The 21,449-nt window shown below is 71.4% G+C and carries 14 protein-coding genes; 6 read left to right on the forward strand and 8 right to left on the reverse strand.

Annotation, left to right across the window (positions count from 1 at the left end; all coding sequences use genetic code 11):
- The first annotated feature begins 121 nt into the window (after window positions 1-121).
- A complete protein-coding gene (locus IDM40_RS22065; RefSeq protein WP_407940036.1) occupies window positions 122-481 on the forward strand; it encodes a MerR family transcriptional regulator in 360 nt (119 codons plus the stop codon).
- Window positions 482-773: 292 nt separating this feature from the next.
- On the opposite strand, the gene IDM40_RS22070 is transcribed toward IDM40_RS22065, so the two are convergent.
- The gene (locus IDM40_RS22070) at window positions 774-2,672 is read right to left on the reverse strand and encodes a DUF2075 domain-containing protein (protein ID WP_193123952.1); all 1,899 of its coding nucleotides are present in this window, start codon (window positions 2,670-2,672) and stop codon (window positions 774-776) included.
- Between the two features lie 377 nt (window positions 2,673-3,049).
- Here IDM40_RS22070 and IDM40_RS22075 point away from each other — a divergent pair, with 377 nt between their 5' ends.
- A complete protein-coding gene (locus tag IDM40_RS22075; protein WP_193123953.1) occupies window positions 3,050-5,242 on the forward strand; it encodes a UvrD-helicase domain-containing protein in 2,193 nt (730 codons plus the stop codon).
- A 173-nt stretch (window positions 5,243-5,415) separates the two neighbouring features.
- Window positions 5,416-7,041 (forward strand): restriction endonuclease, encoded by a 1,626-nt coding sequence (locus tag IDM40_RS28885; protein WP_216631147.1) that lies wholly within the window; start codon window positions 5,416-5,418, stop codon window positions 7,039-7,041.
- Between the two features lie 46 nt (window positions 7,042-7,087).
- On the opposite strand, the gene IDM40_RS22085 is transcribed toward IDM40_RS28885, so the two are convergent.
- From IDM40_RS22085 to IDM40_RS22110, 6 genes are all read right to left on the reverse strand, one after another.
- Window positions 7,088-7,852, reverse strand: coding sequence for a DUF2071 domain-containing protein (locus IDM40_RS22085; RefSeq protein WP_193123954.1), 765 nt, complete (start codon window positions 7,850-7,852; stop codon window positions 7,088-7,090).
- A 169-nt stretch (window positions 7,853-8,021) separates the two neighbouring features.
- Window positions 8,022-9,026 carry an ornithine cyclodeaminase family protein gene (locus tag IDM40_RS22090; protein WP_235997837.1) on the reverse strand — a complete coding sequence of 335 codons (1,005 nt, stop codon included), beginning with the start codon at window positions 9,024-9,026 and terminating at the stop codon, window positions 8,022-8,024.
- Complete coding sequence (locus IDM40_RS22095) at window positions 9,023-10,459, reverse strand: MFS transporter (protein ID WP_193123979.1); 1,437 nt, start codon at window positions 10,457-10,459, stop codon at window positions 9,023-9,025. The genes IDM40_RS22090 and IDM40_RS22095 overlap by 4 nt, the downstream gene beginning before the upstream one ends.
- A gap of 559 nt (window positions 10,460-11,018) precedes the next feature.
- Entirely contained in the window at window positions 11,019-11,714 is a 696-nt protein-coding gene (locus IDM40_RS22100; protein ID WP_193123955.1) for a GntR family transcriptional regulator, read from the reverse strand.
- Window positions 11,715-12,039: 325 nt separating this feature from the next.
- Entirely contained in the window at window positions 12,040-12,360 is a 321-nt protein-coding gene (locus IDM40_RS22105) for a hypothetical protein (protein ID WP_193123956.1), read from the reverse strand.
- 297 nt (window positions 12,361-12,657) lie between these two features.
- Window positions 12,658-13,956 (reverse strand): GAF domain-containing protein, encoded by a 1,299-nt coding sequence (locus IDM40_RS22110; RefSeq protein ID WP_193123957.1) that lies wholly within the window; start codon window positions 13,954-13,956, stop codon window positions 12,658-12,660.
- Between the two features lie 121 nt (window positions 13,957-14,077).
- Here IDM40_RS22110 and IDM40_RS22115 point away from each other — a divergent pair, with 121 nt between their 5' ends.
- Both IDM40_RS22115 and IDM40_RS22120 read left to right on the forward strand, forming a co-directional pair.
- A complete protein-coding gene (locus tag IDM40_RS22115; protein WP_193123958.1) occupies window positions 14,078-15,901 on the forward strand; it encodes a flavin-containing monooxygenase in 1,824 nt (607 codons plus the stop codon).
- Window positions 15,902-16,044: 143 nt separating this feature from the next.
- The gene (locus tag IDM40_RS22120) at window positions 16,045-17,031 is read left to right on the forward strand and encodes an adenosine deaminase (RefSeq protein WP_193123959.1); all 987 of its coding nucleotides are present in this window, start codon (window positions 16,045-16,047) and stop codon (window positions 17,029-17,031) included.
- A 22-nt stretch (window positions 17,032-17,053) separates the two neighbouring features.
- On the opposite strand, the gene IDM40_RS28355 is transcribed toward IDM40_RS22120, so the two are convergent.
- A complete protein-coding gene (locus IDM40_RS28355; protein ID WP_328807094.1) occupies window positions 17,054-18,739 on the reverse strand; it encodes an ICP22 family protein in 1,686 nt (561 codons plus the stop codon).
- Window positions 18,740-19,383: 644 nt separating this feature from the next.
- On the opposite strand from IDM40_RS28355, the gene IDM40_RS22135 reads away from it, so the two are divergent.
- On the forward strand, window positions 19,384-21,444 hold the full coding sequence (locus IDM40_RS22135) for an acyltransferase family protein (RefSeq protein WP_193123960.1): 2,061 nt from the start codon (window positions 19,384-19,386) through the stop codon (window positions 21,442-21,444).
- Window positions 21,445-21,449 lie beyond the last annotated feature (5 nt).

Genomic DNA, 21,449 nt, shown 5'->3' on the forward strand with positions numbered 1-21,449 from the left:
CGAAGAACGCACCGACCCGTGCGCCTCGACTGCGGTCACGCTAAACTCTGACACCGGTGTCAGAGTCAACCCCTGAAGGGGCGAGGCCATGCGGATCGGTGAACTGTCCCGACGGACGAACGTGAGCGTGCGTTCACTGCGCTACTACGAAGAGCAAGGGCTCCTCGCTCCTCAACGGCACCCCAGTGGGTACCGCGAGTACCGCGATTCCGATGTCGTCGTGGTCGAACGCATCCGGACACTCATCTCGGCCGGCCTGAACACGGAGCTGATCGCCCAGATCCTCCACTGCTTCAGCGAGGACGGCGCGGGCGACACCCCCGTGCCGACGTGCGCCGAAATGGTGCTCGACCTCTCCGCGGCACGCGATCGCATGAACCGGAACATCAGGGACCTGGAGGCATCCCGTTCCCTGCTGGGCGCCATCATCGAAGCCGCTCCGCTGAAGACGGGTGGAGAGCCGGCCGCCCCGGGTCTTTGATGGGTGTGGGGTGGTGAGGGGCCCGCCTGTCACCCTGATGGGGGGCGGTCCCACCACCGCCTCCTGCCAGGATCCCTGCACCTGATAAGTCATGCCCTGCACAGCGCTCATACAGAGGGCCAGGTTGAGCGCCCCGAGCTTCGGCGAGGAACGAACAACCTGGCCCGTACGAGAGGCGCGGCCGTCCTCGGTCGGCGGCGTTGATCGTTGGTGTGGCGGTTGCGCCCAAGGGGCGGTTCTTGCGTCTGACTACAGGCCCTCAGCGTTCAGGTGTCGCCGGACCTCTCTTCTCTCACGCAGGAGTCCGCACGGCTGAACCACGACTCGGCCCGATGAGACCGTTCAGGAACTCCTGTGTCTCGGGGTCGGTCGAGAACAGCAGCGTTCCACGCATGCCACGGGTCATCAGGACCTTGTAGGTGTTCCTGATCAACACCTCGGCCTCTTCCTCGGTCGGCTTCTTCTGGAGCACGGGGTCCCTGCTGGCGCTCCGGTCGACCACCAGGTGACCGTTGCGGAACACGAGGTCCGGGCCGATGATCACTCCGGACCAGTCGTACTCGAACCCCTGAGCCGTGTAGACACACCCCACCTGGTCGAAGCCGCCTTCTTCGGTGGCCCACAGGGCGCTGGGCGGTGCGCCGAACGTCCATTGATCCAGACGACTGTTCCAGGGGCGGGTCCAGTCACCGATGCGGACATCATCCTTCAGCGGCTGGTCCTTCTCCGCCTTGCTCCACGGCCAGCAGTAACCCGCGCTCATGCGGGCCGAGTAGCCGGCGTCGATGGCCCGCCGGAGCTCGTCCTCCATGTCAGAGGGGGCCGAGGCGGAAGCCAACGTGAAGTCCTCGTCCCCCTCCCACGGGATCGGCCCTCCGGGGACCAGCCCGAGGAGCCGGAGCACCCATTCCTCGTACTTCGCGCTTCCCCCACAGCGGAACTGCCCGTCGAGCTCGACCTTGTGGACGAGCATGCCCTGGCGATGGGCATGCTCACGGATGGTCTCGACGGTGCCCATCTCGCCGGGACGGACGACCTGATGCTCGTCCAGAAAGAACACAGGGACCCGTGCTGCGGCGAGGAGCTCGTCGACCTGAGGACGACTGACGGCGCGCAAATCTTTTCGGGTGAACCGATGCACGGATTTTTCCCGAATACGGTGCGCCTCGTCGCAGATCAGCACATCGAATTCGTTCGGCCGCGTTTCCATGAATTGATGGAAATACTTGAACAGGCTCTTGGTGCGTTCACTACGCCATCCTGCGACACGGCGCATGGTCTGTGTGAAGGCACGCGACCCAGTGGCATGCAGGGTCCCCAATCCTTGACGGGAAAGCTCGCCCAACAAGGAGAGAGCGATCACGCTCTTTCCACTCCCCGGCCCGCCGCTGATGATGACGGCCGTCTTCTGGTTCTGCTCGTGGGCGCGGTTCACCGCATGGAGGACCGTTCGGAACGCCACCTGCTGCTCGTCCAGGAGCGTGAACCGGGGGCGCTCCTTGACCTCTTCGGACGCGACCTTCATGAGCTGTCGACTCGGTCTGATCTTGCCGCTCAGAAGCCTGTCGCCGGCAGCCGCGCCCGACTCCGGAGCAAAGCGGCTCCGCAGGAAGGTCTGGAATTCTCCGCGATTCTGGGAGGTGAACAGACTCCCCCGGTCGTCTTGGGGGAGCTCGAAAAGGTCGCGCACCGCAGGTTCATACGCGTTGTGCAGGTAGGCGACGCCTCGCAGTTGTTTGTCCGCGTCGGACAAGGATGCGACAAAATCGCTGATGTGCTCGCAGTAGGCACGCACTTGGAGCACGGGGTGGAGCTTGGGCCCGCCAGGTTGGTTGGGGACCAGGACCATGGACGGGTTCTCCTCCCACAGCTCCGCCTCACTCCACTGCTTGAGCTCAACGACGACGTAACTGTCCTCGCCCGTTTTCGGGTGCTGACCGGACAGCACCACGTCGACGCGTTTGTCGGTCAGGGGAACCTTGTACTCGATGAGCATTTCCACATCGCCCAGGCCGGCGTCGACCAGATCCGTGGCGAGCTTCGGCAGGCTACGGTTCCAGGAGCGAATTTCTGCAGGTCCGGGTGAATGCCTGAACGTATGGCGAACGTGTTCTGCGATGAGATCGCCCAGCTCCTCTTCGAGTGAGGAGGAGGAAGCGAGAGAGGAAGCAGATCGCCGAAAAGCCGTCAAGTGTACTCCAGTAGGCGGTGCGCAGAAGTGAGAGACCCAGGGCGGGGAACTGGATCTTCGCAAGCGCTTCGTAGGATACGTACACCCCGATACATCCGTTCTGCGGCCATTCAGCCGGCATCTGTCGACCGCCCTCGACCGAGGCCGCCGCAGCACCGAGGGTGTGCAGGGAAGACGGCTGCACGGCCCATGGCACTGGTGTCTTCGGCTGTGCATCAGTGACCGTCAGCCCCGTGGCCGGAACCGGCCACGGGCGTCCGCTACGGGTACTTCGTCCCGTACGGGCCGGGCGCGGGAAGGCCCCTGTTGTCTACGCTGTGTGGCCACGGGCTCTCCCCAGAGCTTCCCCCTGGACCCCCTGCCCCGGAAAGGCTCCCGTGCCCCAGCTCGCGATCGCGAAGGATTTCCTCCAGACCTACGCGGCCCTGGACAAGAAGCTGCGCAAGGGCGTGGACGACGCCCTCGACAAGTTCGCCGACACCTTCTACGCCGGCGGGCATCTGGAGAAACTGGAGTCGGCCTGTGACCCCCGCTGGCGCACGCTGCGCATCAACCTGAACCATCGGGGCATAGTGCTGGCTCCGGAGAACGGCGACCTGTACCTCCTGGTCACCGTTCTTCCGCACAACGAGGCGTACCGGTACATCCGCAACCGGCGCCCCTCGGTGAACCAGGTCCTGGGCGTGCTGGAGTTCCGCGACGAGTCCGCGATGCACGCGGTGAGCAACGCGCTCGCGCCGACGGTCGGAGACTCGGGCGGTGCGCTGTTCGCCGGTGTGCCGGACAAACACTTCACCCAGCTCGGCATCGACGAGGAGACGCTGCGCATCGCCCGCCTGCTCCCGGACGAGAGCCACCTGGATTCCTACGGCCAGAGCCTCCCCAAACCCCAGCACGACGCGCTCACCGCCCTCGCTTCGGGCATGACCCCGGACGAGGCATGGACTCAGATCAGCCGCGACCTCGTCGAGAAGGTCGAGCCGGGCACGGTCGACCCCGACGACCTGGCGACGGCCATCCGCCGCAGCCCGGACCAGGCCGTGTTCGTGGAGGGCCCCGAGGAGCTCCGCGAGCTGTTGGACCACCCCTTCGACGTGTGGCGCACCTTCCTGCACCCGCGCCAGGTGCGCATCGCCCGCAAGAAGCAGTACTCGGGGCCGGTCATGGTGACCGGGGGTGCGGGCACGGGCAAGACCGTCACCGCACTGCACCGGATCGCGCACCTGACCGAGCGGTACGTGGACACGGGCACCGGAACCGATGGTGACAGCGACCAGCTCTCCCTGCCCCTCGAGCAGGACACCGCGCCGAAGGCCCAGACCCGGGCCCCCGAGAAGCCGATCCTGTTCACGACCTTCACCAAGACCCTCGACGCGGCACTGCAGGCGCAGGTGAACCTCCTCGTCCCGGACGAGGAGCGCCGCCGCCTCGTGGACGTGCGCAACATCGACAAGATCGCCTACCAGGTGGTGCGCAAGGCCCACGGCAAGCCCGACATGAAGTTCGCGAACGCACTGGCGCCGCGATGGGACGCCCACGCCGCCGGCCTCGACGTCTCCGGACGGTTCCTGCTCGAGGAGTGGGAACACGTCGTGCTGGCTCAGGACCTGCGCACCGAGCGCGAGTACATGGAGGCCGGAAGGCGCGGGCGCGGGAGGGCCAACCGCCTGGGCGAGCAGCAGAAGCGGCAGGTGTGGGCTGCGATCCTTGCGGCGACCCAGGAGATGCGTGAGCACAACCAGTGGATCTTCACCTCCCTCGCCGCCGAGGCCGCGGACCTGCTCGAACGCACCGGCGAGCGCCTGTACCGCCACATCGTGGTGGACGAGTCGCAGGACCTCCACCCGGCCAAGTGGCGCCTGGTCCGGGCACTGGTCGACGAGGGCCCGGACGACCTGTTCATCGCCGGGGACCCGCACCAGCGCATCTACGACCACCACGTGTCGATGGCGCGGGTCGGGGTCAACGTGCGCGGGCGCAGCCACCGGTTGACGGTGAGCTACCGGAGCACGCAGGAGATCCTGAACTGGGCGGTCGGGGTGCTCGGAACGGCGCCGGTCGAGGGGTTCGACGGGGTGCGTTCGACTCTGCAGGACTACGGGTCCCCACTCCACGGCCGCCGGCCGGTGTTGCGCGGCCACGGTTCGGCCGAGGAGGAGCTCGACGAGCTCGTGCGCACGGTCGAGGGCTGGCTGCGGGACGGTGTCGAGCCGGACGCGATCGGGATCGCGGCGCGCTCCGACGCCCTGGTCCGCAAGGCCCGCTCGGCGCTGACCGAAGCCGGGATCGAGACGTGCGCGCTCGCGGAGAACTCGGGTGTCCGGGTGGGCACCATGCACTCGATGAAGGGGCTGGAGTTCCGGTGCGTGGCGGTGGTGTCCGTCGGCGCGGAGCACCTGCCGGACCTGGCCCATGTCACGGACGCCTCAGAGGACGCGGTCGCGCACGCGCACGACCTGCAGCGCGAGCGGAACCTGCTGTTCGTGGCGTGCACGCGCGCCCGGGACAGCCTGCACGTGTCCTACTCCGGTGAACCGAGCCCGTTCCTGCCCCGGGCGAGCCACTATTGAGCCGGTGTTGATCCGGTGCCCTGCCGAACGGGGCCGCCTGGCCCGCCGGCCCCGTTCGGGGCGCCTCCTGCGAGCAGCTCTTCCGGTCGCGCCGGGTGTTCTGTCCGAGCTGTGATGTAAAAGGACATCGACCCCGACCACCGGGCCGAATCCGAAGCCGAAGGAGGACACGGGTGGCCAGGAGCGTGTGGAGCCGGTTCCGCAAGGAGTGGGAGCGCAGCAGGCGCCTCGAACAGCAGTCGGCCCGCGAGTTCATGCAGGCGCAGGCCCAGGAGCAGCGGGACCAGGAGAAGGCCGAGCGGGAAGCCCGGAAGCGGGCCGCTGCCACCGAGAAGGAGAAGAAGCAGCTGCGCATCGAGCAGGGCCGGGCCGATGCCGAGGCGGCCACGGCCGAGTGCGAAGCGCGGGTCGCGGAGCTCTCCGGGCTGCTCCGCGCCGACACCCCTCCGCCGGGCGCACCGGACTTCGAGGCCCTGAAGCGGCCCTTCCGTCCCGCCCCTTTCGACCCGCAGGGCCTCGACGCCCCGGAGCCGGAACCCGAGTGGGCCGACCACGCCCCTGAGCCCCCGGGGTTCCTGGACCGGTTCCTCGGCGGACGTGGGGCTCACGAGCGCCGGTTGGCCGAGGCCGGCCGGGCGTTCGAGGTGTTGCAGGACGAGCACGCCGCGCGGGAGAAGGAGCGCCTGCGCCGCCTCGCCGAGCTCGAGCAGGAGCACCGGGAGCACCTGCACCAGGAGGAACGGGAGGCCAGCGAGCACAACGCGAGCATCGACGAACTCCGCAGCAAGTTCCACGAGGGCGACCACGACGCGGTCATCACCTACGTCGAGACCGTGCTCGGGGGCATGCCGGTCCCCGAGGGCTTCCCTCACGCCTTTCAGCTCGTGTACCGGCGTGAGCCGCGGGAGCTCGTCGTCGACTACGAGTTCCCTACCGAGGAGGTCGTTCCGGCCACGCGCTCCTACAAGTACGTGCAGACACGCGAGGAGACCGACGCGAAGCCGCGCCCTCCGAAAGAGATCAAGGCCCTCTACGCGAGCGTGCTGGCCCAGACGGCGCTGAAGGTGCTGCGGTACGCGTTCTCCGTCAAGGCGCCCGAGGTGCTGGACCGTGTGGTCTTCAACGGTTTCGTGCAGTCGGCCGACCCTGCCACCGGTCGACCGAGCAAGCCCTACCTTCTAGCCGTGTCCTCCGACCGTGAGACGTTCGACAGCCTCGTGCTCTCCGACCTGGACCCGGTCACGTGCGTGAAGCAGCAGCTGGGGGCGCGGGTCTCACCGCACCCGGGGGACCACGAACCGGTGCGCCCCATGGTCGACTTCGAGGCGCTCCTCGAACAGTTCCGGTTCGTGGACGGGGTGGACGCACCCACCGACCTGGACGGCCGCACCGACCTGCTGGAGCTGAGCGCGAACGAGTTCGAGCACCTGGTCCGCCAGCTGTTCGAGGGGATCGGTATGCAGTCGTGGGTGACGCAGGCGTCCAAGGACGACGGGGTGGACGCCGTGGCCACCAACGAGGACCCGATCGTCGGCGGGCTCTGCGTGATCCAGGCCAAGAGGTACAGCCGGGCCGTCGGGGTCGCCGCGGTCCGGGAGCTGGCGGGGACCATGGAGGACAAGCACGCCTCGAAGGGCATCATGGTCACGACCTCGTGGGTCACCAAGGGCGGCCACGACCACGCCCGCCGCCACGGGCGCATGCAGATCATCGAGTACGACAACCTCATCCACATGCTCAAGGCACACCTCGGCATGGACGTGATCATCAGCCTCCCGAAGAAGCCCCCGCCGCGCTGACGAGACGGGGTGGCGCGGCCCGGGGCGGCGCCACCGGGCCCGGGCCTCACACCGGGAAGGGCAGGAGCTCGCAGGTCAACCCGGGCGACCACAGCACGGACGCGGGTTCCCCGGTGAGGGGCTCCACCCCCGCGGCGGTCAGGAGGTCGCCGTCGAGGTGCCGGAGCCGCGCACGGTGCAGGGGCCACGGTTGGTGGTGGATCTGCACCCACCGCGTGCGCCCCAGGTGCCGGGTGTGCAGACCCCAGCGTGCGGTGAGGAAGCGCTCCAGGGGCCCGGGTTCGGGCACCGGATCCCCGACGTCCAGGGACCACGACCCGTGGGCCGTGCCCGGGAAGCGGCGTTCCACGGCGCCCGCACGGCGGCCACCGGGGCCCGGCCCTCCCGGTCCTCCCCGCACGGACACGTCCGACCACACGTAGGGCAACCCCGTCACGGCGCGGGCGGCCGCGACGAGGGGGGCGGAGTCGGCGTCCATGGTCAGGAACACGACACCGCGGCGCCCCCGCTCGTCGACGGAGTACAGGCGCACGTTCACCTCCCCGAACGCGCCGGTGGGCACGGCTCCCGCGACCAGGCTGCTCGGCACCCGGAAGGCGACCAGTCCCGCGTAGGTGACTCCGTCGAGGGTGTCCGGCCGGGTGCCCGGCGGCAGCAGGGGTGCGACGGCGGCGGGGTCCACCTCCCAGTGCACGAAGGAGACGTCCAGCCACGCCTGCCGGAGCAGGGACAGCGGCGGGTACGGGGACGGTGCTTCCGGCGAACGGCCCGTGGAAGAGGGCCGACGGGGGCGGAGGGCGGAGACGGCCATGCGTCGATTCTCCCTCGGGCCCCGGGCCGGAGGACGGCCGGCCCGGGGCACGGGGGCCCGCCGCCCCCAGCCGGGAGAGGCCCGGCCGGGTCACAGCGCTGAGGGCTGGGCGCCTTCGGCGCGGCGGGGCCCGAGCCCCACCTCCTGCGTCAGGCACCCACCCCCCGCGTCAGACCTCCGGCGCCTCGGGCGCGACACCCACGGCGACGGCGAGGTCCTGCCAGGACATCCCCGAGCCCTTGAAGACGTTGGGCCGGTCCTCGCGCCGCGACACCTCCCCGCGCACCAGCGGCGCCAGTCCGGTGAGGTCGTCGGGCGTCAGGGCACCCTCGTCGACGGCCATGACGACGTCGCCGCACTCGCGTAGCGCCGCGCCCCGGTCCTCGACGACGACGAAGGCGCGCCCCATGAGGCCTGCGTCGAGCTCACGCCGGTCGGTCTCGTGGGAGCCCATCGCGACGACACACGCGCCGTCGTCCACGAGCGATCCGTCGAAGAGCGGTTCGGCCGCGGAGGTCGCGCACACCACGAGGTCGGCCCCGGCGACGTCCTCGGGTTTCCCGGGACGGGCGTCGATCCCGCGGTCGGCGAGCTCGTCGAGGGCGGCGCGCACCTTGTGCGGGTTGCGTCCGACCAGGCGCACGTCGGTGAAGTCGCGGATCCGGGACATCGCAACGGTGTGCTCGACGGCCTGCGGTCCGTTGCCGAACACCACGAGGGTGGCGGCGTCCGGAGCGGTGAGGTGGTCGGCGGCCACGGCGGAGGTGGCGGGGGTGCGCAGCGAGGTCAGGCTGACACCGTCCACCATCAGGCGCGGGGTGAGGGTGCGCGCGTCCATGAGCACGTAGACCGCCTGGATGCGGGGCAGCCCGCGTCCCGGGTTCTCGGGCGAGACGGTGGCGACCTTGACGCCGACCCATCCGCCCAGGGTCGAGGGCATCAGGAGCAGGTGTCCGTCGCCCGCGCCGGTGTGAACGCGCGCGGGGTCGTGGGCGGGGTCGAAGCCGTCCCGCAGGGCCTTCTGCACCAGCTCGCGGGCGCGGTCGGGGCCGATGCGGCGCGCGACCTCGTCGGCGTCGACGAAGGGCAGCCCGCCGGTCGCGCCGGTCGCGCCGGTCACGGTGGTCGCGGCATCCGCGGTGCTCGCGGCGGTCGCGGTGGGGTCGGGGATCATGCCTGCTCCTGGTTCTGGTCGCGGTCGGCACCGTGGGCGGCGCCGGCCTCGGCGTCGGCGGTGCTGTTCGCGTCGGCGGTGTGGTCGGTTCCGGGTGCCACGGACTCGATGCTCAGGCCGCGAGCCCGCAGCATCGCGGTCTCCTTGCGCAGGACCGGCCCGGCGAGGGAGACGGCGGCGAAGGAGATCACGGCGAGCCCGACCATGTAGGCGGCGATGGGCCACCAGGCCTCGTCGAAGGTGGCGAGCATCCACGTGGCCAGCAGCGGAGCGGTACCGCCGGCGAGGGCGGCGCCGATCTGGTAGCCGAGGGTGACGCCGGTGTAGCGCACCCGGGCGGGGAAGATCTCCGAGGTCAGGGTGCCCAGGGTGGCGGTGACCGGGGGCCAGACCACACCGAGGCTGATGACCACGGCCGCGTAGACCGCCCAGTTCATCTGCAGGTTGAGCAGCAGGAAGAACGGCACCGAGAACAGGGCGATGAGTACGGTTCCGCCGAGGTAGACCTTGGGGCGGCCGATGCGGTCGGAGAGGGAGCCCATGGCCAGGATCACGAACGTGCTGACCAGCGCGCCCGCGCTGACGGCGTTGAGCACGACCGATTCGCGCATGTCGAGGATGCCGGTGGCGTAGCTGACCACGAAGGTCGCGAAGATGTAGAACGGCGCGGTCTCCACGACCTTGGCTCCGACGGCCACGAGCACCGAGCGCCAGTGGTCGCGCATCGTGTCCTTGATGGGGAGCTTGGCGATGGCGCCGCTCTCCTTGGCCTTGCGGAAGGCGGGGGTGTCGGCCAGGCCCTTGCGGATCCACAGGCCGACGAAGACGAGCACGACGCTGGCGATGAAGGGGATGCGCCAGCCCCACGACTCGAACTGTTCGTCGGGGAGCAGGCTGACCAGGCTGAACGCGATGGTCGACATGAGCATGCCGATGGTGATGCCGGTCTGGGGCACGGAGCCGAAGAACCCGCGCCGCTTCTTGGGTGCGTACTCGTAGGCGAGCAGGAGCGCACCGCCCCATTCGCCGCCGATGGCCAGGCCCTGGATGATGCGGCAGGCGATGAGCAGCAGGGGCGCGAGCACGCCGACCTGGGCGTAGGTGGGCAGCAGGCCGATCGCGACCGTGGCGCCGCCCATGAGGGAGAGCGTGATGACCAGGGTCTTCTTACGGCCGATGCGGTCGCCGATGTGGGAGAAGACGATGCCGCCGAAGGGGCGGATGAAGAAGGTCAGGGACAGCGACAGGTACGACAGCAGCAACGAGATGAAGGGGTCGTCGTTGGGGAAGAACTGCTTGTCGAAGATGATCGCTGCGGCGGTGGCGTAGAGGAAGAAGTCGAACCACTCGATGGCGCTGCCGTTGAGGCTGCCGATGAGGACTCGGCGGTTGGTGGCGGGTTTGCCGACCGTGGATTGTTGTTGCGGGGACACGCACAACTCCTGGGGGACGGGGCCCGTGTGGGGGACGGTGTGGGCCAGGTAACGAGACCTGTGCAACGTACAATTGTACGTTGCACGGAACAAGAGTCAGGGGTCCTTTCGTGACCCGACGGAGACCCCGGACAGAGACTCACCGGAACCCCAGGTCGGCGGGGTTTCCCGGAGGTTTCGGCATACGGGGTGAGAGATGCGGGCCGTGTCCCCGCGCACGCCCCCCGGGGACACGGCCCCGCCCGACGGCTTCGGGTGACCGGACCCGCGTGCGTTCGCGTCCACCCTGCGCGTGCCACCTCGGCTCGCCGGGGCGGTACGGGCTCCGGGCGCGCGCTGGTGCGGTTCCCCGCGCGCCTGCACGCACGGGCTTCGCGGGTTTTCCCGGGCACACGCCTGCCCGCAGGGTTCTCGGGCCGACCCGCTCGCACGTCCCACGCCGGCCCACTGGACACCCCACGTGTGTCCCACCGCAGCAGGTGTTCCGGCACGTCCCGGCACGAAGGGGGTCCTGACCGGGCGTCGAGAACCGGCCCGACGTCCGGCCCGGACCGGGGCCTCAGGCCTGCTCGGAACGGCCCGCCCACACGCCCCGGACGTGCCCGAGGTGGCGGCGCATGAGGTCCTCGGCCCCGGCCGCGTCGCCCGCCTCGACCAGGTCCAGGAGCGCGTGGTGCTCCCGCATGGTGGAGGCCAGCAGCCCTTCTTCGTGCAGACGCTTCACCGCCGACAGTCGCGACATCCCGCGCAGGCGCCGCACCTCCTCCACGAGCCGGGTGTTGCCCGCGATGCTCAGGAGACGCAGGTGGAAGGCGGTGTCAGCGGCGATGAACCCGGTGAGGTCCCCGTCGGCGGCGGCGCGTTCGATGCCGTCGGCGAGCGCGCGCAGGTCCGCGACCTGCTCCGGCCCGGCCAGGGGAACGGCCTGCCCGACCATGGGCGCTTCGAGGAGGGTCCGCACTTCCAGGATCTCGTCCAGGGCGCGGTCGCTGAACTCCACGACCCGGTACCCCCGGTGGCGCAGGGGCTCGACCAGCCCTTCCTGCGCGAGCTCCATCATCGCCTCGCGCACGGGGGTGGCCGAGACGCCGAGGCGTTGGGCAAGGGCCGGCGCGGAGTAGATGCTGCCTGGTTCGAGCTCGCCGACCACCAGGGCCTCGCGCAGGGCCTCGGCCACACGGGAACGCAGACTGGCGCGCCCGCTGAGCGAGCCCAGGGCCGGGCGGGGTCGCTCCTGCGGCACGTCGATGCTCATGTGGGGGTGTTCCTCCCGGCCGTGGTCCTGGGTTCCCAGGATGCCACGCGCCCTGCGGGGGCGGGGAACCGGGAACCCGGGCGGCCCGTGCCGAGGTGCCGGTGCGCCGGCGAAGGACCCGGCATCAGCGATCCACCCCGGACGCACGCACCCCGACCACGGGCGCGGTGCCGGACCGCAAGACCGCCCCGGCCCGCCCCGGGCACACGGAACGCCGAGATGTGGGACCCGGGCGCGACAGAGAGCCGACCACGGCCGGGGCCCGCACGCACCGTCGGTGTGCACTCGGAACACGGTCACTGTCCCGCCCCGGAGTCCGCGCGGCTCATTCCAGCGCGCGGCCGTTCCCCTCCAACCGGTGCAGGGCCTGTTGCCAACGGCGCCGACGGGCGTCGGGGCCCAGTTCCCACCAGGGGGTGCCGCGTTCGCCCAGCCCTTCCTTGGCGCACTGCACGCGCCGTCGGGCGTCCTCCTCGGCCTCCCGGTCCCCGGAACGGCGTGCGGCACCGACCTGCCTGCGGGCCGCCATGAGCGAGCCCACCAGGCGTTCGCGCACCTGTTCGGGCAGGTCGGGGTCGGAGGCCCGCCAGCGCCTGCCGTTGATGAGTACGTGATGGCCGTCGGGTGTGCGTTCGGGTCCGTCCACACCGGGATGCTTCCCGCCGGGGTAGGCAGCCCACACGGCCCACACGGCCCACACAGGCACGGGCCCTCACTCACGGTCGGGCCTGGCCCGCCGGGGCACTGCCCACAGCCGGCACCGGGCCCCGGATCTACCGCACAGCGGCACCGCCCAGACACCCGCAGAACCCCGGGCCCATGGGGCGGCGCTGCCCACAGCCGACCCCAGAGCCCGGACCCACCACGCAGCGATCACCGGAACCGACCCCAGGGCTTCGGACCCGCGCGGCACCCGCCCACAGCCGACCGCAGGGCTTCGGACCTACCGCGCGGCACCACCCGCACCCGCCTCCATGGCACGCACCGCCTCGCGCACCCGCTCGCAGGCGTGCTCACGCACGAAGGCGTTCTCGCTCAGCCGGGCGACCCCTCCCCCGTCCACCTCCAGGCGCACCCCCTCCGCGCACCGGTAGGGCCTCGACAACAGCACGGCGCCCAGCACCCGGCGCAGTCGGGACACCTCCGCCCTGACACTGACCACGTGCGCGTCGTCCCCGTGCAGCGCACGGCTGAGCGTGGCGGCACCGATGCCGTCGGGGCCGGCCAGGTACAGCATCAGGAGGATCTCCGCGTGGCGGGTGGTGAGCCCCGTGCGCCAGCGGCGTCCTCCACCCGCGACCTCCGCGCTCGGGGCTCCCGCCAGGTCCAGGCGCAGGTCGACGGTTCCTCCGTCCGACCGGGAGCACGGGCGCAGCAGCCATCCTTCGCCCACGGGGTCGGGCAGGCACGCGCCGATCCCCGGGACCGCGAGTGCGTGCCCCTCCTGCGGTGCAGCGACCCGCTCGGGCAGGGGCAGCCCGTCGCCGTGGGCCACCCACCCGTCGTCGTCCACGAGCAGGAACGGGCCCTCGCGTGCGGCGACCCGGGGACCGGCACCGTCGCGGATGCGGTCGAGCCGGCGCCGGTGCTGTTCGGCCAACCGCATCTCGGCCATGCGGGCAGCCCCGGCGACCAGCGCCCCGGTCATCGGGTGCAGGGTGAGCGCCGGGCCGCTGAGGTCGACGACGCCGAGGACCCGGCCCGTGCGGGGATCGTGCACGGGCGCCGCGGTGCAGTACCAGGGCATCTGGCGCTGTTCGAAGTGTTCGGCGGCGAACAGCTCCACCGGGTGTCCCTCGGCCAGGGCGGTGCCGATGGCGTTGGTGCCCACCGCCGATTCGGTCCAGCGGGAGCCCTCGCCGAAGCCGAGGCGGTCGGCCCCGGACCGGGTCCGTGTCGCGCCGTCGCGCCAGAGCACGACCCCGTCCTCGTCGGTGACCACCATGAGCGACTCGGAGGCGCGGGCGGCCGCAGCGACCATGCCGCGCAGTTCCGGCAGCACCCCGGCCAGGGGCGAGGTGCGCCGCCGGTGTTCGACCTGCTCGGCGGGCAGGTGATGCCTGGGGTTGGTCCCGTCGGGGTCCAGGCCCATGTCCATGACCCGTGACCAGGATCGGGCCACCAGGTTCCGGGGGTGCGATCGGGGGCTGGCGCCGCCCATGACCTCGTCACGGGTGCGGCTGAGGGCGCGTGCGTGGGATGTCAGGTCGGTTCCGGGGGCGATCGCTCGGAAGGTCGTCACTCTCACCGTCCTCGTCGGCGCCGTGGGCCGGGGCCCGGGGCGCGCAATCGAGCGCAACCCTTGTGGGCCTCCCACCACGCGGGCTGTGATTGCCATCACGTTACGCCAAGGAGGCCCTCTCATGACACTGTCCGAGACCCTGGAGACCGATGCGAGCGGGACGGACGCACGCAGGCGTGTGGAGAGCTGGCTCTCGGCCTTCGAGCGCGCGTTGACCGACCGTGACGCCGAACGTGCCGCGCACCTGTTCGCGACCACCTGTTTCTGGCGCGACCTGGTCGCCTTCACGTGGAACCTCCGGACGGTCGAGGGCCGTTCCGGGGTGGCGCACATGCTGCGTTCGGTCCTGGACACGGTCGACCCCTCCGGTTTCCGCGTGACCGAGGAGCCGACGGAGGCCGACGGGGTCGTCGAGGCCTGGATCTCCTTCGAGACCGCGGTCGGTCGGGGCAAGGGCCACCTGCGGCTGAAGGAAGAAGGCGCGTTCACCCTGTTGACGACCCTCCACGAGTTGGCGGGCCACGAGGAACCGCTGGACACCCGCCGGCCGCTGGGCACCGTGCACGGCGCCGACCCGGACCGGGTCACGTGGTCGGAGCGGCGCACCGCTGAGGTCGAAGGGCCGGGACGCACCTACGAGCCGTACGTGGTGGTGGTCGGCGGCGGTCAGGGCGGCATCGCGCTCGGCGCCCGGCTCACGCAGCTGGGGGTGCCCTACGTGGTCCTGGACCGCCACGAGCGCCCCGGCGACCAGTGGCGCGGGCGGTACAAGTCGCTGTGCCTGCACGACCCCGTCTGGTACGACCACCTCCCCTATCTGCCATTCCCGCGCAACTGGCCGGTGTTCGCCCCCAAGGACAAGATCGCGGACTGGCTGGAGATGTACACCAAGGTCATGGAGGTCAACTACTGGGCCTCCACGACGTGCCGCCGGGCCTCCTACGACGAGGAGCAGGGCGTGTGGACGGTCGTGGTCGACCGCGGCGGCGAGGAGGTGGTCCTGCACCCGCGCCACCTGGTGCTCGCCACGGGGATGTCCGGGAAAGCGAACGTGCCGGAGCTCCCCGGGCAGGACAGGTTCCGCGGCGACCAGCACCACAGTTCGCAGCACCCGGGCCCGGACGCGTACCAGGGCAGGAAGGCCGTGGTGATCGGGTCGAACAACTCGGCCTTCGACATCTGCGGGGCCCTGTGGGAGAACGGCGCCGACGTGACCATGGTGCAGCGTTCGTCGACGCACATCGTCACGTCCGATTCCCTCATGGATCTGGGCCTGGGCGACCTGTACTCCGAGCGCGCCCTGGAGGCCGGGACGACCACCGAGAAGGCCGACCTGACCTTCGCTTCGATCCCCTACCGGATCATGCACACGTTCCAGCGGCCGATCTACGACCGCATCCGCGAGCGCGACCGGGAGTTCTACGCCCGGTTGGAGCGCGCGGGTTTCCGGTTGGACTGGGGCGAGGACGGTTCCGGGCTGTTCCTGAAGTACCTCAGGCGCGGGTCCGGCTACTACATCGACGTCGGCGCCGCCGGCCTGGTCGCCGACGGGCACGTGCGGCTGGTCCACGGCCAGGCGGCCGAGCTGACCGAGACGTCGGTGGTGTTGGAGGACGGCACCGAGCTGGAGGCCGACCTGGTCGTGTACGCGACGGGGTACGGCTCGATGAACGGTTGGGCCGCCGACCTCATCGGCCAGGAGGTCGCCGACAAGGTCGGCAAGGTGTGGGGGCTGGGGTCGGAGACCGCCAAGGACCCCGGCCCGTGGGAGGGAGAGGAGCGCAACATGTGGAAACCCACCCAGCAGGAGGGGTTGTGGTTCCACGGGGGCAACCTGGCCCAGTCCCGGCACTACTCGCTCTACCTGGCCCTGCAGTTGAAGGCCAGGCACGAGGGCATCCCCACGCCCGTGTACGGGCTCCAGGAGGTCCACCACCTCGCGTGAACCGTTGCGGGCCGGGGCCTCGTGCACCGGCCCGCCCCGCCCCGTGCCCGGGGTGTGGTCCGCGTCCGGCGGCCCGGCCACATGCGCTCATCAGCCACAATGGCGACGGAGCACGCAGACCACCACAGAGAGCACGGGTGCACATGCCCATCCCCAAGGCCGAACTCCACGTCCACATCGAGGGCACCCTCGAGCCCGAACTCGCCTTCGAGCTGGCCCGGCGCAACGGCATCACGCTGAAGCACCCCGGCGTCGCGGAGCTGCGCGAGGCCTACTCCTTCGACGACCTCCAGTCGTTCCTGCACCTCTACTACGAGCTCATGGACGTGCTGCGCACCGAGGCCGACTTCCGCGACCTCGCCGCCGCCTACCTGGAGCGCGCGGCCGCGCAGGGGGTCCGGCACGCGGAGATCTTCTTCGACCCGCAGGCCCACACCACACGCGGGGTGCCGTTCGAGACGGTGCTGAACGGCCTGAACAGCGCGTTGGAGGACAGCGAGGACCGGTACGGCGTCTCGACCGCGCTCATCCTGTGCTTCCTGCGCGACCACCCGGTCGACGACGCGCTGGCGACCTTGGAGGCGGCCCGCCCGCACCTGGAGCACATCAGCGGGGTCGGCCTGGACTCGGCCGAGGTGGGCCACCCCCCGGGCAAGTTCGCCGAGGTCTTCGAGGCCGCCGGTCGGCTCGGGCTGCGCCGGGTCGCGCACGCGGGCGAGGAGGGTCCTGCCGCGTACGTGCGGGAGGCGCTGGAGGTGCTGGGCGCCGAACGCATCGACCACGGGATCCGGAGCCTGGACGACCCCGACCTGGTCGAGCACCTGGCGCGGACGCAGGTCCCGCTGACCGTGTGCCCGTTCTCGAACGTGCGGCTGCGTGCGGTGGACACCCTCGCCGACCACCCGCTGCGCCGGCTCATGGACGCGGGGCTGCTGGTGACGGTCAACTCCGACGACCCGTCCTACTTCGGCGGGCACGTGCACGACAACTACCTGGGCGTGCAGGAGCATCTGGGGTTGAGCGACGAGGACCTGCGGACGCTGGCCCGGAACTCGTTCACGGCCTCGTTCCTGTCACCGGAGCGCAGGGCCGAGCTCATCGCCGAGGTCGACGCCTACCGGTTCGGCTGAGGGCGGCGGGCGCGGGCCCGCCTCAGAAGCCTTCGCGGACCCGGCGGGCGACCTCGCCGTACCCGGCCTTCTCCAGTGCGCTGAGCTGCTGCTCGGCGAACTCGGCGCGGGCGTGGCGGTCGGGCACGGCGTCGATCATGCCGCGCAGGATCGCCACCTGGACGTCCTCCTCGGCGCTGTCCGGGATGGACTCGGCCGGCCACCAGTAGCTCTCGTAGCCGTACTCGTCGACGTCGTGGCCCGGGAGCAGGCCCGGGTCGGGGTCGAGTTCTGGGCCGAGGCCCTGTTCGGCGCCGTCCGGGTCGTGCCAAGGGCTCGATGCGGGGTCCGGACCGGTGAAGACGGGCTCCTCGGGCATGCCGTGGACCGGGTCGAGGTAGACGTAGTCGTGCTCCTCGCCGCCGTCGTCCCCGTGGGCCCCGGGGCGTGGTGCGCCCGGGCCGTGCACGTGCGAACCGTGCGCGTAGGGGCCCTCGGGGTGGGGCTCCGGGTGGGAACCGTACGGCGGCCGGCGCCCGGGCGATGCGGGCGGTGCGGGCAGGCCGGGCCCCTCGGGCCTCTCCCGGCCCTCACTTGCGTTGGGAGCCGCGTCCTCGAACGGGTCGAAGCCGTCCTCGGGGGCCTCGGGCTCGGAGGCGGGCGACGCCCCGAACCGGGACCAGGACCCGCCCCACGGACGCCGACCGCGGGCGGACTCACCGGCCCGGGTTCCTCGGCGGGCTGCTGCCCCGGGTCCGGCATCGCGCGGGGCAGCGGCACCACGTGTGCGGTCGCCGAACGCCGCTCCACCGGCGGGCGGCGGCACCGGCCCGGGCTCGGGCCGGGACGCAGGCCCGCGCTCACCCGGGGTGGGCCCGAACCGTACGGGATGATCGTCGTCGGGGTGGCTCTCCCACGGCCGTGCCCTCTCGTCCGGGTGCACCCCGGCGTCCGGGCGGGCTCCCCCTTCGAACCGCCCGTCGGTCGGGCCGAACCCGTACCCCGAGGTGGGTTCGGGTACCGCTCCCCCGTGTGCGCGGGCGGGACCGCTTGCGTGCGCGCGTCCGTACGCGTTCCCGTGCGCGCGTTCGGTCTCCTGGAGCGCGGCCCGCAGCCCGAGGTCCTTGCGCAGGTCACTGAGGCGGGCGAGGCGTTCGGCGTCCTCCTCGGGCAGGTGCAGACGCACGTGCTCGGCCCAGACGACGATGCCGGTCCCGGTGACGGCGTGCTCGACCGCCAGGTGCGCGGCCAGGTCGCACTCGGTCCGTGCGTGGTCGCGCGGGCGGGTGCGGGCGACCTTCGTGGCGGCGCGGCAGACGACGTCGCGGACGGCGGGGGCGACGGGGTTGCGCACGGTCAGGTCGACGTGTCCGGACCAGCGCCAGTGCACGACGGCGCTGAGCTGCAGGTCGTAGTCGGGGACGGCCGTGGCCAGGGCGATCTCGCCCACCCTGGTTCCGTGTGCGGGCCCGTCGGCGTAGGCGGGCGCGGAACCGTTGTGGGCCGCGCCGGGGTGGGCGCGGGGGCCGTCCGCCTGCGCGGCGCCGTCCTGGTGTCCGTCGCGTCCGGCGGTCCCGGGCCCGCCCAGGGACCCGGGCCCGCCCAGCGCCAGGAACCCGGCGACGGCGGCCACGAGCACTAGCCAGAGCAGGGTCCACACGCCGACCAGGGGGTAGAGCACGGCGGGCACGACGACCACGACGGTGGCCGCGAGGGCGGATCCGGCCACGGCGGTGCGTGCGTCGGTGAGGGGAATGGTCGCGGTCTCCTCTCACGGCGAGCCGGACGCACGGTCACCGGACGCGGGTGCGCGGCCACGCCGTGTGTGCGCCCTGGGGGCTGGGGAAGGTCCCGGGACCGGGGGTGCGCGAGAGGGTCGCCGGGGCGTACACGCCAGTCTGCCCGAGATCGGGAGCGGTCGTGTCACGAACGGCCCCCACAGCGCGGATCCGGGGGCGCTTCACACCACACGGTTCCGGCCCGTGCACCGTGTGTGCGCGATCCGCCGGTCAGGTGCCGCGAAGGCGTCGGCCCACCATCGTGAGGGCTTCGGCCTCCGGGAAGGTAGAGGCCGGGATGGCAGTGGAGTACCCGGAAGGCGCCGAGCCCGGAGAGGGCCCCGGCTCCCGGGAACGCGTCGGACCCCGAGAAGGCGGCCGGAGGCCGAGAGGGCAGTCGAGTGCGGGGAAGACATCGGGGCACGGGAGCACGGTCGGGTGCCGGGAAGGCGTCGGCCGAACAGCGGGCAAGCCCGCGGAGCCTTGCGGGCGCGGGGAGAACACCGGCCAACGATCGGGTGAGCGTTGGGTGAGAAGAGGCCGGCGCGTTCCGTGTCGCCTTGGCAATCACCCTGTGCGTCGGGACGATTGCCCGATGCGACCACTGTTCGTGCGGCCCCCGACGCCATCCACACCGGAGAAGAAGGACCACGGCGCGAGCGTCCCGGACACCGGACGCAGGTTCCGCCCCGAGGTGCAGGGCCTGCGCGCGGTCGCTGTGCTGCTGGTCCTCGTGTACCACCTCGATCCCGACCTGCTCCCGGGCGGGTACGTGGGCGTCGACGTGTTCTTCGTGATCTCGGGTTTCCTGATCACGTCACTGCTGTACCGGGAGGCCGACAAGCACGGCCGTGTCTCCATCGCCCGCTTCTACGTGCGCCGTGTGCGCCGCCTACTTCCGGCCTCCACCGTGGTGCTGCTCGTGACGGGTGCGGTCTCGCTGGTGTTCCTGCCGGTCACCCGCCTGAGCGACACCGCGTGGCAGCTCATCGCCTCCGCGGTGTACGCCGAGAACCTCTACCTGGCGCACCAGGCCGTGGACTACCTGGCCTCGGACGCGCCGCCCAGCCCGGTGCAGCACTTCTGGTCCCTGGCGGTGGAGGAGCAGTTCTACCTCGTGTGGCCACTGCTGTTCGTGCTGTGGGCGTGGGCGGTGCGCCGGTGGCGGGCGACCCCCGTGCTGTTGGGGGCCGTTCTGGCAACGGTGCTGGTGGGCTCGCTGGCGCACTCGGTCTCCTACACCGCGCAGGACCCGGCGGCGGCCTACTTCCTGCCCACGACACGCGCGTGGGAGCTGGCCGTGGGCGGGTTGCTCGCGGTCGTGCTCGCGCACCGGACCCTGCCCGCGGCCGCCCGGACCCCGCTGGTGTGGGCGGGCCTGGCCTCGATCGGGGTCTCGGCCGTGGTCTACAGCGACGCGACCGCGTTCCCTGGGTGGGCGGCGCTGCTTCCGGTGCTGGGCAGCGCGGCGGTGATCGCGGCCGGGCGTACGGAGACCCCGCTGAACTGGGGCGCGGCACAGTTCGTCGGCGACATCTCGTACTCGCTGTACCTGTGGCACTGGCCGTTGATCGTGTTCGCGCTGACCTGGACGGGGGCGACCTCCCTCGGGGCGTTGGAGATCGTCGTGGTGGCCGCGGCCTCCGTCGTGTTGGCGTGGTTGACCAAGGTGTGCGTGGAGGACCCGGTGCGCGAACGCGGCCTGGTGCCGGGCGCGCGCTCGGCCGTGGTGGTGGCCGTCGCCGGAATCGTGGCGGTCTCCGCCGTGGGCGCCGCGTCGCTGGCGCGGGTCGGTCAGTACTCCTCGGTGCCCTTCGACCCGCGTGTGCACGTGGGGGCGGCCGCGCTCGAGGAGGGTACTGCCTCCACGGGCGCGGACCTGTACCCGGCGCTGGTCGAGGCCGAGCAGGACATCCCGGCGCTGTACGACGAGGAGTGCCAGGCCCAACGCGCGGACGTCGTCCTCCGGACCGACTGCGTGTACGGCGATCCCGAGGGCGACCGGACCGTCGTGGTGGTGGGCGACTCGCACGCGGCCCAGTGGGTTCCGGCGCTGGACCGGATCGGGACGGAGCGCGGTTGGCGGGTGGTGACCCTGACCAAGTCGGCGTGCGCGTTCACGGCAGCCCCGGTGCGGTGGAGCGACGGATCGCGCTACGACGAGTGTGCGCAGTGGAACGACGCGGTGTTGGCGGAGCTCCCGGACCTGGACGCGGACGTGGTGTTCTCCAGCGCCTCCGTGAGAACGGAACCGTTGAACGCCGGCGACGACCCCACGGGCGCCCTCGCCGAGGGGCTGGCCACCCAGTGGGAGAAGGCGGCCCCGCTCACCGATCAGTTCGTGGCGGTGCGCGACACCCCCGTCGCCGACCGGGACCTCTTCGCCTGCCTGGAGGAGAACACCGATGACCTGGCCGAGTGCGCCCTCACCCGTGAGGAGGCGTTCGCGAAGGAGGACCCGCAGGTGCAGGCGGCGAGCGCGATGGAGGACGACGTGCACCTGCTCGACCTGAGCGACCTGTTCTGCGCCGAGGACCGGTGCGACGCGGTCGTGGGGAACGTGGTCGTCTACCGCGACTACCACCACATGACGGCCACCTACGCCGAGCTGCTCTCCGACCAGCTGGCCGGACGCATCGAGCAGGTGATGAGCTAGGCGGA

This window comes from Nocardiopsis coralli, from assembly GCF_014892575.1.
Classification (GTDB): Bacteria; Actinomycetota; Actinomycetes; order Streptosporangiales; family Streptosporangiaceae; genus Nocardiopsis; species Nocardiopsis coralli.

Coding starts and splice junctions, on each gene's coding strand:
- IDM40_RS22085 (WP_193123954.1), bottom strand. CDS start 7,852: ATGGCCGTCTCCGCCCTCCGCCCCCGTCGGCCCTCTTCCACGGGCCGT.
- IDM40_RS22115 (WP_193123958.1), top strand. CDS start 14,078: ATGACACTGTCCGAGACCCTGGAGACCGATGCGAGCGGGACGGACGCA.
- IDM40_RS22100 (WP_193123955.1), bottom strand. CDS start 11,714: ATGAGCATCGACGTGCCGCAGGAGCGACCCCGCCCGGCCCTGGGCTCG.
- IDM40_RS22090 (WP_235997837.1), bottom strand. CDS start 9,026: ATGATCCCCGACCCCACCGCGACCGCCGCGAGCACCGCGGATGCCGCG.
- IDM40_RS22120 (WP_193123959.1), top strand. CDS start 16,045: ATGCCCATCCCCAAGGCCGAACTCCACGTCCACATCGAGGGCACCCTC.
- IDM40_RS22135 (WP_193123960.1), top strand. CDS start 19,384: ATGCGACCACTGTTCGTGCGGCCCCCGACGCCATCCACACCGGAGAAG.